At 36.9% G+C, this 15,444-nt stretch carries 12 protein-coding genes; all 12 read left to right on the plus strand.

Annotated features, from left to right (window positions below; translation table 11 throughout):
* The first annotated feature begins 20 nt into the window (after positions 1 to 20).
* The 12 genes from dapA (at position 21) to yfmH (ending at position 15,409) form a co-directional block, all read left to right on the plus strand.
* Positions 21 to 887, plus strand: a complete 867-nt coding sequence (dapA, locus tag U9M49_RS02875; protein ID WP_095369477.1) for a 4-hydroxy-tetrahydrodipicolinate synthase — start codon at positions 21 to 23, stop codon at positions 885 to 887.
* A gap of 569 nt (positions 888 to 1,456) precedes the next feature.
* Positions 1,457 to 3,121, plus strand: coding sequence for a ribonuclease J (locus U9M49_RS02880; RefSeq protein ID WP_218971969.1), 1,665 nt, complete (start codon positions 1,457 to 1,459; stop codon positions 3,119 to 3,121).
* A gap of 155 nt (positions 3,122 to 3,276) precedes the next feature.
* Positions 3,277 to 3,999, plus strand: coding sequence for a ClpP family protease (locus tag U9M49_RS02885; RefSeq protein WP_233435397.1), 723 nt, complete (start codon positions 3,277 to 3,279; stop codon positions 3,997 to 3,999).
* On the plus strand, positions 3,996 to 4,208 hold the full coding sequence (locus U9M49_RS02890; RefSeq protein WP_095369475.1) for a YlzJ-like family protein: 213 nt from the start codon (positions 3,996 to 3,998) through the stop codon (positions 4,206 to 4,208). The genes U9M49_RS02885 and U9M49_RS02890 overlap by 4 nt, the downstream gene beginning before the upstream one ends.
* Positions 4,209 to 4,320: 112 nt before the next feature.
* Entirely contained in the window at positions 4,321 to 6,657 is a 2,337-nt protein-coding gene (locus tag U9M49_RS02895) for a DNA translocase FtsK (RefSeq protein WP_095369474.1), read from the plus strand.
* Between the two features lie 375 nt (positions 6,658 to 7,032).
* On the plus strand, positions 7,033 to 7,761 hold the full coding sequence (locus U9M49_RS02900; protein WP_095369473.1) for a GntR family transcriptional regulator: 729 nt from the start codon (positions 7,033 to 7,035) through the stop codon (positions 7,759 to 7,761).
* 50 nt (positions 7,762 to 7,811) lie between these two features.
* Complete coding sequence (locus U9M49_RS02905) at positions 7,812 to 8,906, plus strand: BMP family protein (protein ID WP_322909243.1); 1,095 nt, start codon at positions 7,812 to 7,814, stop codon at positions 8,904 to 8,906.
* 194 nt (positions 8,907 to 9,100) lie between these two features.
* A complete protein-coding gene (locus U9M49_RS02910) occupies positions 9,101 to 10,633 on the plus strand; it encodes an ABC transporter ATP-binding protein (protein WP_095369471.1) in 1,533 nt (510 codons plus the stop codon).
* A complete protein-coding gene (locus U9M49_RS02915; protein ID WP_095369470.1) occupies positions 10,626 to 11,672 on the plus strand; it encodes an ABC transporter permease in 1,047 nt (348 codons plus the stop codon). The genes U9M49_RS02910 and U9M49_RS02915 overlap by 8 nt, the downstream gene beginning before the upstream one ends.
* Complete coding sequence (locus tag U9M49_RS02920; protein ID WP_322909244.1) at positions 11,673 to 12,632, plus strand: ABC transporter permease; 960 nt, start codon at positions 11,673 to 11,675, stop codon at positions 12,630 to 12,632.
* A 210-nt stretch (positions 12,633 to 12,842) separates the two neighbouring features.
* Positions 12,843 to 14,123 (plus strand): EF-P 5-aminopentanol modification-associated protein YfmF, encoded by a 1,281-nt coding sequence (gene yfmF / locus U9M49_RS02925; RefSeq protein WP_307314356.1) that lies wholly within the window; start codon positions 12,843 to 12,845, stop codon positions 14,121 to 14,123.
* Positions 14,123 to 15,409 carry an EF-P 5-aminopentanol modification-associated protein YfmH gene (yfmH, locus tag U9M49_RS02930; protein ID WP_095369467.1) on the plus strand — a complete coding sequence of 429 codons (1,287 nt, stop codon included), beginning with the start codon at positions 14,123 to 14,125 and terminating at the stop codon, positions 15,407 to 15,409. The genes yfmF and yfmH overlap by 1 nt, the downstream gene beginning before the upstream one ends.
* The last annotated feature ends 35 nt before the right edge of the window (positions 15,410 to 15,444 follow it).

Below are 15,444 nucleotides of genomic sequence, written 5' to 3' on the forward strand. Positions count from 1 at the left end.
TATTAAAAAGAGGTGTAAAAATGGTTTTATTCGGAAGAGTTTCAACAGCAATGGTTACGCCATTCGATATCAATGGGCATATTGATTTTGCAAAGACAACTCAGTTGATTAATCATTTGATTGAGAATGGGACAGATTCCCTTGTTGTTGCTGGAACAACAGGCGAATCCCCTACGTTAACGAAAGAAGAAAAGCTTGCTTTGTTTAAACATGTAGTGAAGGTAACGGATGGACGCGTGCCAGTTATTGCCGGTACAGGTAGCAATAATACTTACTCATCCATTGAATTAACGAAAAAAGCAGCAGAAATTGGTGTAGATGCCATCATGTTAGTCGCTCCTTATTACAATAAGCCAAACCAAGCTGGCTTATATGAACATTTTAAAGCGATCGCAGCAAGTACAGATTTACCTGTTATGTTATATAATATTCCAGGTCGATCATCTGTTAATATTGCACCTGAAACAATTATTGAACTATCCAAGATTAAAAATATTGTCTCTGTAAAAGAAGCGAGTGGTGATCTTAATGCAATGACGAAGATTATCGCTGAAACAGATGACGATTTCTTGTTATATAGTGGCGACGATGGTATCGCTTTACCAGTCTTATCCATTGGTGGAGCAGGTGTTGTATCAGTGGCCTCACATATAATCGGCTCTGAAATTCAAGAAATGGTGCAAGCATTTTTAGATGGACACTATCAAGAGGCTGCAAAATTGCACCAATCCTTACTACCAATAATGGAAGCGATGTTTGCAGCGCCAAGTCCTGTACCAGTTAAAACCGCTTTGCAGGTCAAAGGCCTTGATGTCGGTTCGGTGCGTTTACCAATGGTACCACTTTCTGAACAAGAAAGAGCTACACTGATTGCCATTATTAAATAGTTAGCAAAAAATTCTGAACGTTCATTCCCACCTTAGGGTTTGAATTGTTCAGATTTTTTTTGTGATGTCATAACAAATTTACACTGGATAGTGGAGTAAAAAGGGGGCTCATCTTATATTTCACACAAATCTAAAATATATTAAGCAAACATAAGTAGTGCAGCTATCCTTGGAGAAGTTTTCGCATACTAGCTGAACTAGAGATATTTAAATCTTTGATTACTACTATTTAGTCCTTGTTCAATCCAAATCCAATACATCAATCGGGATGAAGGGAATTTACACGTTTCTTGGGTCTTTTACGTTCTTTTTTTAAAAGCAAGACTAACTGAATTATTAAAAACTTGATATTAGGTATCACTTTTTGAGGAGAGTATTTGCTAAAGTAAAATTATCCTTTATTGTGCCGTCTTCTTTAATTACTAAAGTGTTTAATTACTTAATTTAACTGGATAAATTGCTTAATAACCGCAAAAATGCATAAATTTGGTTGTTATTATTTTCTTAGTTAAAGTATAATGGGAATAACTGATTTTGATCGGGTGAATGAACTATAGGAGGATACATAAGTGAAAAGACAGAACGAAAGCATCAAGTTAGCAGCACTAGGTGGAGTTGGTGAATTAGGAAAGAATATGTACATAATCGAAGTTGATGAGGATTTATTCGTAATCGATGCAGGTTTAATGCTTCCAGAGAACGAAATGCTTGGAATTGATACGGTTATTCCAGATTTCACCTATCTTATTCAACAAAAAGATCGTGTGCAAGGAGTATTTTTAACCCACGGACATGAAGACCATATTGGAGCTTTATCTTATTTGCTTCGTCAAATTGAGGCCCCGGTATACGGAACTAAGCTTACGATTGCGTTAGCAAAAGCAAAAATGAAAGAGCAAGGATTTAAAGGGAAAGCTAAACTAGTGGAAATACATAGTGATACTGAACTACACTTTGATCATTGTGAAATTTCATTTTTTAAAACAAATCATAGCATCCCAGACAGTGTTGGGGTATGTATTCATACCTCACAAGGCAGTATCGTCTACACTGGGGATTTTAAATTTGACCAAGCGGCTGGCCCACTTTATAAAGCCGAAATTGGAAAAATGGCTAAAATCGGAGAAAATGGCGTTTTATGCTTATTATCTGATAGTACAGAAGCAGAAAAGCCGGGCTACACAAAATCTGAAGCTGAAGTATTAGATGATTTAGTGAAGCATTTTTATCAAGCAAAAGGGAGAGTCGTAGTAGCTACATTTGCGTCTGAGTTAATTAGGATTCAACAAGTATTTGACGCTGCGAAACAGACTAACCGAAAAGTAGCAATAGTAGGAAGAAGTTTGCAAAAAATATATGATATTGCCATCAGATTAGGGTTTTTGGATATTTATGAAGACGTAATGGTTTCTATGAACGATGTGAAAAACTTGGCAGATGAAGAAATCATTTATTTAGTGACAGGTACGCAAGGAGAGCCAATTGATGCACTGTATAAGATGGCGAAAAACTCTCACCGTCAAGTGCATATTCAATCTGGAGATTATGTGATATTCTTTGCTTCTCCTTTGAGAGGTTCGGAAGTTTATTTATCAAAAACAGTTGATGTATTGTTCAGGGGAGGAGCACATGTGGTCTCAGGTAAAGGGAGTTTTAATACATCTAGTCATGGTAGCAAAGAAGAGCTTAAATTCATGATTAATTTAATGAATCCGAGATATTTCTTTCCTGTTCATGGAGAATATAGGATGTTAAAGGCACATGCAAAAGTAGCTGAGTCGACTGGTATGGAAAGTGAAGCTATTTTTATTCCTGAAAAGGGAGAATTATATGAAATAGCAAAAGGAACCATGAAAAATGTGGGGAAGATCCCAACCGGACATGTATTAATTGATGGCAGTGGTGTAGGTGATGTTGGTAATATTGTCCTTAGAGATCGTAAGTTATTATCTCAAGATGGGATATTACTTGTGGTTGTTACGTTAAACAAAAAACAAAAAATCATTTCAGCAGGACCAGAAATTATTACAAGAGGCTTTGTTTATGTTAGAGAATCTGAAGAATTACTTGCAGAAGCAAGCAAATTGGTAAAAGAAATTGTTGAAGCCAAACTATCGAAAGAAGCTTTTGACTGGTCAGGTATCAAACAAGATATGAGAGAAGGTCTCAATCAGTTCTTATTTGATAAAACAAAACGTCGTCCGATGATCTTACCGATAATTATGGAGTCCTAAAAAAGCAGGCAATTACGTATTCGTGGTTGCCTGCTTATATTTTTATTTCGATAATAGATATCTTCGTTTCTAAAAGCATTAGTAGAATGAAAATCCCATCCCTGTTCATACTAAATATATAAAAGTTTGAAGGGAGAAGTCTTATGGATTTTGAAATGAATGGGAATGATCAAGAGCAACAACCTAAAGAAGATAAACAATCGCCTTTAATGGAAAAGATACAGCAATTAGGTCAAACAAATGTACCGCAACTATCTCAAGATTCCAAAATTCACTGTTTGACTATCGTTGGACAAATAGAAGGGCATTTACAACTACCGCCACAAAATAAGACAACAAAATATGAACATCTTATCCCTCAGATTGTAGCCATTGAGCAAAATCCAAAAATAGAAGGTTTGTTAGTAATATTAAATACTGTAGGTGGAGATGTAGAAGCAGGATTAGCGCTTGCTGAAATGTTAGCATCATTGTCGAAACCTACAGTTTCAATCGTGTTAGGTGGTGGACACTCAATAGGTGTACCTATAGCCGTATCTTGTGATTATGCCTATATTGCTGAATCAGCAACGATGACCATTCACCCCATTCGGTTAACCGGCTTAGTAATTGGGGTGCCACAAACTTTTGAGTATTTAGATAAAATGCAAGAACGCGTCATTAACTTTGTAACAAAACACTCACAGATTACTGAAGAGAAGTTTAAAGACTTAATGTTTGCTAAAGGAAATTTGACAAGAGATATTGGAACGAATGTGATTGGTGCTGATGCTGTTGAATTTGGTTTGATTAATGAAGTAGGTGGTATTGGCCCAGCATTAAAAAAACTTGAGGAGTTAATTGAAAACAATGAACATCAGGAGGGGCTTGTGCAATGATATTATATACAGCCATGCCAAGTGAATGGATATACCAAGCTGAACCATCTGAATATGCGAAACAAAAAGTGGTTAACTTTGAAGGTATCCCGTTACTAGTGGAATTAACTAGTGGTTCTGAATATCGTGTAATCCAAGTAATGAGTACGGACCCAAATGATTTCATGAATGAAAATATTGGACCTGGAGTAAAAATCACCCTCAGTTAAGTAAAAGATGGATGAAATTATGCTATAATAAATGAACAAACGTAGAGCAGCCACTAAAAGGCTGCTCTCTTCTTTCATGCATCATTCAAGTACTTATAAATCAGGTGATAAAATGGCGAAAAAAAAGAAGCGTAAAACGCGAAAAAAGCAACAAGTGAGACAAACTTTAAAATATGAATTAACTGCTCTAGTGATGCTCGCATTAGCAGTGATTGCTATAGCGAAATTAGGGGCAGTAGGTGGAGCAATCGTACTTTTTTTCAGGTTTTTTACCGGCGAATGGTACATGCTTTGTTTAATTGGATTAGTGATTTATGCAGGATTTCTAATGTGGAAAAGGGAGAGACCTGATCTCTTTCATATGAAATTAGTGGGCATGTACTTCATCATTAGTGCACTTCTTTTATTAAGTCATGTAACGTTATTTGAATTACTTTCAAATGGGGGAGCATTTACCGACCCAAGTGTAATCATGAATACATGGCGTCTCTATTGGGGTGAGGTGACAAATCAAGCCAGCACTTCAGATTTAGGTGGAGGCATGATTGGAGCATTAATGTTTGCCGTTTTCTATTATTTATTTGATGAAGCTGGCTCAAAAATTATTGCATTCCTCTTGATTATCGTAGGAATTATATTAATTACAGGGAAAACTTTTGGCCCTGCGATGGGCGATATGACCATTTCATTTGCTCAATTTCTAAAAAAACAATGGCTAGCATTTCTTGATGATGTAAAAGGTTGGGTAAGTAAAAAGAATAAGCGCAATGCTAAACCTCGTACGAGAAGAAGTAAAGAGAATCAAGAAGAGCGGGCAATAACAATCCATAACAGCTCAGAAGACATGGATAAAGACAATACACCAGAAGAACCAATTATTTCTAGTTTTTCTCAAAATGCTTATGATCAAGAACAAGATGTTACAGTCCCGGTACAAGGGATAAGCGAGAGACAACCGGAGGACGAAGAGCAGCAAGATGAGACTGTACCACCGATTACATTTACAGAAGTGGAAAATAAGGATTATAAACTACCACCAATGAAATTATTAAAGGCACCTAATCACACCGACCAAAGCGGTGAATATAAACTTATTCATGATAATGCAGCAAAGCTTGAGAGAACCTTCCAAAGCTTTGGTGTTAAAGCTAAAGTAACCCAAGTTCATCTTGGACCGGCAGTAACCAAATATGAAGTACATCCTGATGTAGGTGTGAAAGTGAGTAAAATTGTTAGTTTAAGTGACGACTTAGCACTTGCTTTAGCAGCAAAAGATATCCGAATTGAAGCACCAATTCCAGGAAAATCAGCTATCGGGATAGAGGTACCGAATTCAGAAGTTGCGATGGTTTCCTTAAGAGAGGTCATTGAACCTAAAGGTAAAGATCGCAATGATTCAAAACTATTAATCGGTTTAGGAAGAGATATTACTGGCGAAGCTGTCACGGCAGAGTTGAATAAAATGCCGCATTTGCTCGTCGCTGGAGCGACAGGAAGTGGGAAGAGTGTTTGTATTAATGGCATTATTACTAGTATTTTAATGAGAGCGAAACCTCATGAAGTGAAATTGATGATGATTGACCCAAAAATGGTAGAGCTTAATGTATATAATGGCGTCCCACATCTATTAGCGCCTGTTGTGACAAATGCCAAAAAAGCTTCTCAAGCACTGAAAAAGGTTGTAAGCGAAATGGAGAGAAGATATGAATTATTCTCCCATACAGGCACAAGAAACATAGAAGGTTATAATGAATTTATAAAAAGGCAAAATAAAATAGAGGAAGCTAAGCAACCACTACTCCCTTACATCGTTGTTATTGTTGATGAGTTAGCGGACTTAATGATGGTTGCTTCATCGGATGTTGAGGATGCAATCACTAGATTAGCACAAATGGCTAGGGCAGCTGGTATTCATCTAATCATTGCGACTCAACGTCCTTCAGTAGATGTCATCACCGGTGTGATAAAAGCAAATATTCCATCAAGAATTGCGTTTGCTGTTTCTTCTATGACGGATTCAAGGACGATTTTAGACATGGGCGGAGCAGAGAAGTTATTAGGAAGAGGCGATATGTTATTTATGCCAGTCGGCGCATCAAAACCTATTCGGGTACAAGGCGCATTTTTATCGGATGATGAAGTAGAAGAAATTGTTGATTTTGTCATTGGTCAGCAAAAAGCGCAATATCAAGAAGAAATGATTCCCGATGATTTACCAGATTCACAAGCAAGTGAAGTTGATGACAAATTATATGATGAAGCAGTTGAGCTTGTCATTGAAATGCAAACAGCCTCTGTTTCCATGTTGCAAAGGAGGTTCCGTATCGGTTATACGCGAGCAGCGAGGTTAATTGATGAAATGGAGCTGCGAGGAATCGTCGGACCTTATGAGGGAAGTAAACCAAGAACAGTACTCGTCAGCCAAAGTATGGATGAGGCATCTTCTTAAAAATATATTTAACGCTTTTTAGCAACACAGCTTTAATCAACAATTGAAAGAAAGTATGTACAAAGAATAGGTTAATATTTATTATAAATATGACCTATTCTTTTTTTAAAAGGTTTCTAAAATATTTTAGTAGCATTTGATTTTTATCAAAAGAAGCCTATAACGAAAGGGAAAATAAATAAACAAAACTCTTTAAGACATCAACTATGAGTCAACAAATGTGAAAAATATTCACTTTTTTCACTATCTTTTTCGACATTTTTTGAAAAATATGTTTCTTTATATTTAGAAAAATGGTATAGTATTTTCGATTAGTAGAGATGATTGAACATCAGAGGTCTGATGTCTTGAGATTTGGATTTGGAGGAGCACAGCATGTCTATTAAGTCAGATAGCCGCCATTTGTATTTACAAGTAATTGATCGTTTGAAGCAAGATATTGATAAAGGAATTTATAAAGAGAGAGAAAAATTACCTTCAGAATTTGATCTTGCCAAACAATTAGGTGTCAGTCGTGCGACATTAAGAGAGGCATTAAGGATATTAGAAGAAGAGAATGTCATTATTCGTAGACACGGTGTCGGCACGTTCGTAAATACAAAGCCATTATTTACATCAGGAATTGAACAGTTAAATAGTATCACTAATATGATTACCCAAGCAGGTATGCAACCTGGGACTATATTCCTTAGCTCAGAGACGCAATGTCCAAGTGAGGAAGATATCAGACTTTTTTCCTGTTCAGCAGATGAAGAAATCTTAGTAGTAGAACGGGTGAGAACGGCAAATGGTGAACCTGTTGTTCATTGCTTGGATAAAATGTTGGCGAAGCATATTCCAGACTCTATCTCTTGGGAAAAAGAATCTATTTTTGAAAATTTGGAAGAAAAAACAGGCAGAAGAATTACATATGCGGTCTCTGAAATTGAACCGATTGGTTATCACGAGAAGGTCTCACCTATTTTAGATTGTAGCCCTGAGACAGCTCTACTCGTTCTTAAGCAGATGCATTACACTGAACAAGACGAGCCATTACTCCTCTCGGTTAACTATTTTAGAGCAGACAAATTTAGCTTCCATGTTCTTAGAAAACGGATTAACTAATCAATCATACTCATCTACTAATGTAAACCAATTCCTTAAGGGGGAGCAAAATGAAAAAACGTAAACTTGGATTAGTACTTTCTTTTGCACTAGCAGCAGGTACCATTTTAGGAGCATGTGGTTCTTCAGAAGAAAACGAAAAAGGATCAAGTTCAGAAGGCAACAAAGAAGAGTCATTCACGGTTGCAATGGTAACAGATGTTGGTGGCGTAGATGATAAATCATTTAACCAATCTGCATGGGAAGGGATTAAAGCTTTTGGTGAAGACAATGGCTTAGAAGAAGGTAAAGGTGGATACACTTACCTTCAATCCCAATCTGATGCTGATTATGCAACAAATTTAAATAACTTAACTCGTCAAAAATTCAATTTAGTGTTTGGTGTTGGAGCGATGATGCATGATGCGATTGCTGAAATTGCCGAACAACAAAAAGATAGCCAATTTTCAATTATTGATTCAGAAGTAGAGGCAGATAATGTAGCTAGCATTATGTTTAAAGAACAAGAGTCAGGTTTCTTAGCTGGTGTCGTTGCTGCAAATGCAACAAAAGGGGATACAGTTGGTTTTATCGGCGGTATGGAACTTCCTGTTATTGAACGCTTTGAAGCAGGGTTTATTGCAGGTGTTAGAGCTGTAAATCCAGATATTAAAGTAGAAAGCAATTACTCAGGTGCATTTGACAAAGCAGAGCTTGGTCAATCAATAGCCTCTAAGATGTATGCTTCTGGCATTGATGTCATCTTCCATGCGGCTGGTGGAACAGGTAATGGATTATTCAAAGAAGCACGTGACTTAAAAGGAAAAGATCCAGAGAGAGAACTTTGGGCAATTGGTGTTGACGCAGACCAATCAGCAGAAGGGGTAGTCGGAGATCATAATATTATCCTTACATCTGCTATGAAACGTGTAGACGTTGCTGTACAAGATATCGCTACTAAAGCAAAAGTTGGGAACTTCCCTGGTGGCGAAACTACTGTTTACGGTTTAAATGAAGATGGAGTGACTTTGGCACCAATCAACGAAGAGTTCGCTGCCAAAGCGGAAGTTGAAACACAAGTAAACGAATGGATTGAAAAAATTAAGAGTGGAGAAGTTACTCCTCCTCAATCAGTAGAAGAAGCGAAGGCATTTACAGCAGAGTAATGAGGAAAGGAATAAGGGACTTGAAATCTCTTATTCCTTTTTAACTTAAAAGGTTAATTGAAAAGAATAACAAATTATCCTTTTCAATTAGGTTTTTAAAGATAAGCCTAAAATTTCATTCATGGATGTTCAATCAATCATAAATAAAAAGCGAGGTCTGACCTCTAACTACATAAGGGTAAGGAGTGGAGAGGGTGGAATATGTTATTGAAATGCTCAATATTCGTAAAGAGTTTCCGGGTATTGTAGCGAATAATAATATCACACTTCAAGTTAAACCAGGAGAAATTCATGCGCTCCTCGGAGAAAATGGTGCAGGAAAATCAACGTTAATGAATGTTTTATTCGGTCTTTATCAACCTGAAAAAGGGGAGATTAAAGTCAGGGGAAACATTGAAAAAATCACCAATCCAAATGTCGCGAATGAGTTGGGTATTGGGATGGTTCATCAACATTTCATGCTAGTTGATAAATTTACAGTAACAGAAAATATTATTTTAGGGAAAGAGATCACATCAAAAGGTAAAATTGATTTAAAAGAAGCGGAAAAAGTAGTTAGCGACATTTCACAAAAATATGGTTTATCGGTAGATCCAAAAGCAAAAATTGCAGATATTTCTGTAGGAATGCAACAGCGTGTTGAGATTCTAAAAACACTTTATCGAGGAGCAGATATCCTAATATTCGATGAACCTACTGCAGTGCTAACACCACAGGAGATTGCAGAGCTTATTCAAATAATGGGTAAGCTGATTAAAGAGGGTAAATCTATCATTCTGATTACTCATAAACTAAAAGAAATTATGGAAGTATGTGACCGAGTAACGGTTATTCGCAAAGGTGAGGGAATTGGAACGCTAAATGTATCTGAAACAAATCCCGATGAATTAGCTAGTTTAATGGTTGGTAGGGAAGTGACGTTTAAAACTGAAAAAACAGAAGCTATGCCGAAAGAAGCGTCATTAGAAATACAATCGCTTACAGTAAAAGATTCTCGCAATATCGCAGTTGTAGACAATTTAAACTTAACAGTCAGAAAAGGGGAAATTGTCGGTATTGCAGGTGTAGATGGTAATGGACAAACAGAATTGGTAGAAGCCATTGCAGGATTAAGAAAAGTAGAAAAAGGGTCAATTCTGTTAAACAATAAAGAAATTACTAAATTAAATACAAGAAAAGTAACTGAATCAGGTATTGGACATATCCCGCAAGATCGCCATAAACATGGCTTAGTATTAGATTTTACAATTGGTGAAAATATGGTGCTACAAACCTATTACCAACAGCCTTATTCGAAAACAGGTTTGATGAATAAGAAAGCGATTTATGACCAAGCAAATAGATTAATAGAAGAATATGATGTACGAACACCAAGTGAATATACACCAGCTCGCGCTCTTTCTGGAGGTAATCAGCAAAAAGCGATTATCGGCAGAGAAGTAGATCGTAATCCAGATTTATTAATTGCCTCACAACCGACTAGGGGGCTTGACGTGGGTGCAATTGAATTCATCCATCGCAAGTTAATTGACCAAAGAGATCAAGGTAAAGCCGTGCTGTTAGTTTCTTTTGAAATGGACGAAATCATGAATGTGAGTGACCGTATTGCTGTTATTTTTGAAGGGGAAATCATTGCAATGGTTGATCCCAAGGAAACGACAGAGCAAGAGTTGGGCTTATTAATGGCTGGTTCAACGAAGAAAAAGGTAGGTGATGGAAATGTCTAACCGTATGCAAAACATATTAATACCAATCATTGCCGTGCTTCTTGGTATCATTGTCGGGACTATATTAATGATTGTAACAGGTTATGATGCTATTGCAGGGTTTATAGCTCTGTGGAATGGTGCATTTGGTGATGTTTATTTTTTCGGTGAAACCGTTAGACAAATCATCCCCTATATATTAGCTGGCCTTGCAGTTGCATTTGCTTTTAAAACAGGCCTTTTTAACATCGGAGTTGAAGGGCAATTAATTGTTGGTTGGTTAGCTGCTGTTTGGGTAGGTGTAGCTTTTGAACTACCGAAGATCATTCATTTACCTTTAGCTGTGCTAGCTGCTGCTTTAGCGGGGGCGATTTGGGCATTTATACCTGGTTTCTTAAAAGCACAATATCGTGTTCATGAAGTTATTGTCACAATTATGTTGAATTATACTGCACTTCATATTACGAACTATATTATTCGAACAAAATTGTCAGAAGGTAGTGATAGTTCGGACCCAATTGCTGAAACAGCAAGTCTTCGTTCACCTTTATTAGAATCTTTAACAGATTACTCTCGTATGCACTGGGGAATTGTTATTGCCATTATTGCTGTTATTATTATGTGGTTTATTTTGGAGAAAACAACGAGAGGATTTGAGTTGAAGGCTGTTGGCTTAAATCAACATGCTTCAAATTATGCAGGCATGAATGTTAAAAAGAATATTATTCTTTCCATGGTGATATCTGGAGTTTTTGCTGGTTTAGCTGGTGCAATGGAGGGGCTTGGGACTTTCGGATATGCCGCTGTGAAAAGTGGATTTACTGGAGTCGGCTTTGATGGTATCGCTGTAGCTTTATTAGGTGCTAATTCACCGATAGGCATTGTTTTGGCGGCGATTCTTTTCGGGAGCTTGAAGGTTGGTGCCCTTAATATGCCACTAGAAGCAGGCGTTCCGAACGAGTTGGTTGATATTATTATTGCTTTAATTGTTTTCTTTGTGGCTTCAAGTTATATGATTCGATTACTCATAAGAAAGATTAATAAGAAGGGGGTGAAGTAAGTGGGTATCATGGAAATATTAATGATTATTGTGCCAACTACTTTACTTTGGGCAGCACCCCTTATTTTCACCGCGTTAGGTGGAACTTTCTCAGAACGTTCAGGTGTAATTAATATTGGATTAGAAGGATTAATGGTAATAGGTGCTTTTACAGCAATTGTCTTCAATTTATCGTTTGCCGATGTATTAGGGGCATCGACCCCGTGGGTTTCGCTATTAGTAGCCATGCTTGCTGGAGTCATTTTTTCAGCTATTCATGCGGTAGCATCCATCACTTTTAGAGCGGATCAAACTGTTTCTGGTGTCGCAATCAATCTGTTAGCAGTAGGAGTTACCTTATTTCTAGTAAAATTTATTTATGATAAAGGGCAAACAGATATCATTCAAGAGAGCTTCAGTAAAATAGATATCCCGCTTTTAAGTGATATCCCGTTTATTGGCCCGATATTCTTTTCTAATACGTATTACACTTCGTTTGTAGCAATCATTTTCGCTGTGGTTGCTTGGTATGTCATTTATAAGACAAAATTCGGTCTCAGATTACGGTCTGTTGGCGAACATCCGATGGCCGCAGATACTATGGGGATTAATGTGACAAAAATGCGCTATTATGGCGTATTACTTTCGGGAGCGCTAGGTGGTATAGGTGGTGGTGTATATGCCCAAGCGATCTCTTCTGATTTTGGTCATGCGACAATTAGTGGACAAGGATTTATGGCATTAGCTGCAATGATATTTGGGAAATGGCATCCCTTAGGAGCAATGGGTGCAGCGATATTCTTTGGCTTTGCCCAAAGTTTGAGTATTATTGGTTCTAGCTTACCGCTATTAGAGAATATCCCAAATGTCTATCTACTTGTTGCACCATATGTATTAACGATTATAGCACTCACTGGATTTATAGGTAGAGCAGATGCGCCAAAAGCTTCTGGGATACCGTATATTAAAGGAAATAGATAATAAGTAAAGTCTCGGGAGATTGGCCCTGAGACTTTTATTTTACTTATTTTCTCCTATAGATGTCTGCAAGATTAGCATAGGATGGTTATTAACGTATATAATAGAAAATATTGTTTTCTTTTCATACATATACTAAAAAGATGACAAAATAGGAAGAAGTGCGATTCAAATAGTATGTTTTAAGGTAAAAAGGAATAAGGAGGTTTATTAATGAATATTACAACAGAAACGGTTAAAGAAATTGATGGTGTTAAGCTCCATCAAATTAAAACAGATAAATATAAAACAAATACGATTGTTTGGAAAATGAAAGCGCCTTTAAGTAAAGATACTGTCACACTAAGGGCTTTATTACCGCATGTGTTAGAAAGTAGTAGCGCTGCATATCCTACCACGGCTAAGTTGAGGGCATACTTAGATGAGCTTTATGGCGCTTCCTTATATGTGGACCTCTCAAAAAAAGGGGAGTACCACATTATTTCCATGACTATTGAAATGGCAAATGAAAAATTTCTATCTGATCAGACCCCATTACTTAGAAAAGCTTTTGAATTACTTTCAGAGCTTTTACTCCATCCATTATCCAATAATGGAGCTTTTGACCGAGAGGTGGTTGAAAGTGAGAAAAGAACATTAAAGCAGCGGATACAAGCAGTTAATGATGATAAAATGAGATATGCTAATTTACGTCTTGTACAAGAAATGTGTAAAGATGAAGCCTATGCGCTCCATGTACACGGTGAATTAGATGATTTACCATTAATTACAGAATCGTCTCTTTATCATTATTACGAAAAGGCTCTAGCTGAAGATGAGCTTGATTTATATATGATTGGTGATATTGATACGAATGAAGTTGAACAATATGTTCGTGAATTATTACCTTTAAAAACTCGATCTATTAAAGAAACCTCAATGGCTAGAGCAAACGATTTGATTGAGCCAGAAACGATTAAGGAAGAGCAGGATGTGAAACAAGCGAAATTAAATATTGGTTATCGTACTGGTATCACTTATGGTGATCCTGAATATAGTGCGTTACAAATATTTAACGGAATTTTTGGAGGATTCTCCCACTCAAAATTATTTATTAATGTAAGAGAAAAAGCTTCTCTAGCCTATTATGTCGCCAGTCGTTTGGAAAGTCACAAAGGTCTATTGATGGTGATGTCTGGAATTGACAACAACAGCTATGGGCAAGCAACTTCTATTATTGAAGAACAATTAGAGGAAATGCAGAAGGGTGCCTTTACAGAAGAAGAGATTACGCAGACAAAAGCGGTTATTAAGAACCAAATGTTGGAAACGATGGATACGGCAAGAGGTGTCGCAGAAGTGCTCTATCATAATATCGTTTCTCAACAAAAAATGGACTTAACTGAATGGATGAATGGAATGGAAGCAGTTACAAAGGAAGACATTATAACTGTAGCTAAGAAAGTTCAGCTTGATACAATTTACTTTCTTCATGGAAAAGAGGTGCAAAAATAATGGAACAAATCGCATTTGATCAGCTTCAAGAAAAACTCTATTATGAAAAAATGGCCAATGGGTTAGATGTCTATGTCCTACCGAAAAATGGTTTTAATAAGACTTTTGCAACATTTACGACAAAATACGGATCGATCGATAATCACTTTGTTCCGCTTGATAAAAATGAACCAGTTAAAGTACCAGACGGTATCGCCCATTTCTTAGAGCATAAAATGTTTGAAAAAGAAGATGGAGATGTGTTTCAACAATTTAGTCGCCAAGGTGCATCTGCCAATGCATTTACTTCATTTACTCGCACGGCCTATCTTTTTTCAAGTACGTCAAACGTTCAAGAGAATTTAACTACATTGATTGACTTTGTCCAAGACCCTTATTTTACTAAGGAAACGGTAGAAAAAGAGAAAGGCATTATCGGACAAGAGATTACAATGTATGATGATAATCCTGACTGGCGTCTATATTATGGTCTAATAGCAAACCTATATCATCATCACCCTGTGAAAATCGATATCGCGGGAACGATTGAAAGTATTTCTCACATTACAAAGGATATGCTGTATGAATGTTATCATACTTTTTATCACCCAAGTAATATGTTGCTTTTTGTAGTGGGTCCAGTTGACCCAGAAGCTATAATTGCTCAAGTAAGGGAAAATCAGGCTAATAAAAGTTATAGCGAGCAGCCTGCAATTGATAGAATCTTTGATCAAGAGCCGCAAACGGTTGCTGAAACGATAAGTACATTAAGAATGAATGTGCAAACACCGAAATGTATGGTGGGCATTAAAACAAACGACGCCAGCCAGCAAGGAGCGGAGATGCTTAAAAAAGAACTAAGCCTAAATGTTATGTTAGACTTGTTATTTGGAAAAAGTGGGCAACATTACAATGATCTCTATCGAGAAGGTTTAATCGATGATACTTTCTCTTACGATTACTCCCAAGAATCTGGGTTTGGCTTTGCTATGATTGGCGGAGATACAAGTGACCCAAATAAACTTGCTGAAAAAGTGAAAGAGATTTTATTGCAGTCTACGAATGGTGCAAATTGGGATGAAGCGGCACTTCAACGCTCAATCAAGAAGAAGATTGGTGGGTTTTTAAGGGCGCTTAACTCTCCTGAATATATAGCCAATCAATTTACTCGTTACTCATTCAATGATATGGACCTCTTTCAAATTGTTCCTTTTCTTGAAAAGTTAACGTTGGATGATATTAATGAAGCGGCAAAAGAATTAATTTCGGAAGAAAGAATGTCTGTGTGCCAAGTTTTACCAAAATAAACAATGCTAGCCCCGTTTTAGGTGGGCTAGCTTGA

The organism is Cytobacillus sp. OWB-43 (genome assembly GCF_034651445.1).
GTDB classification, from domain to species: domain Bacteria; phylum Bacillota; class Bacilli; order Bacillales; family Cytobacillaceae; genus Cytobacillus; species Cytobacillus kochii.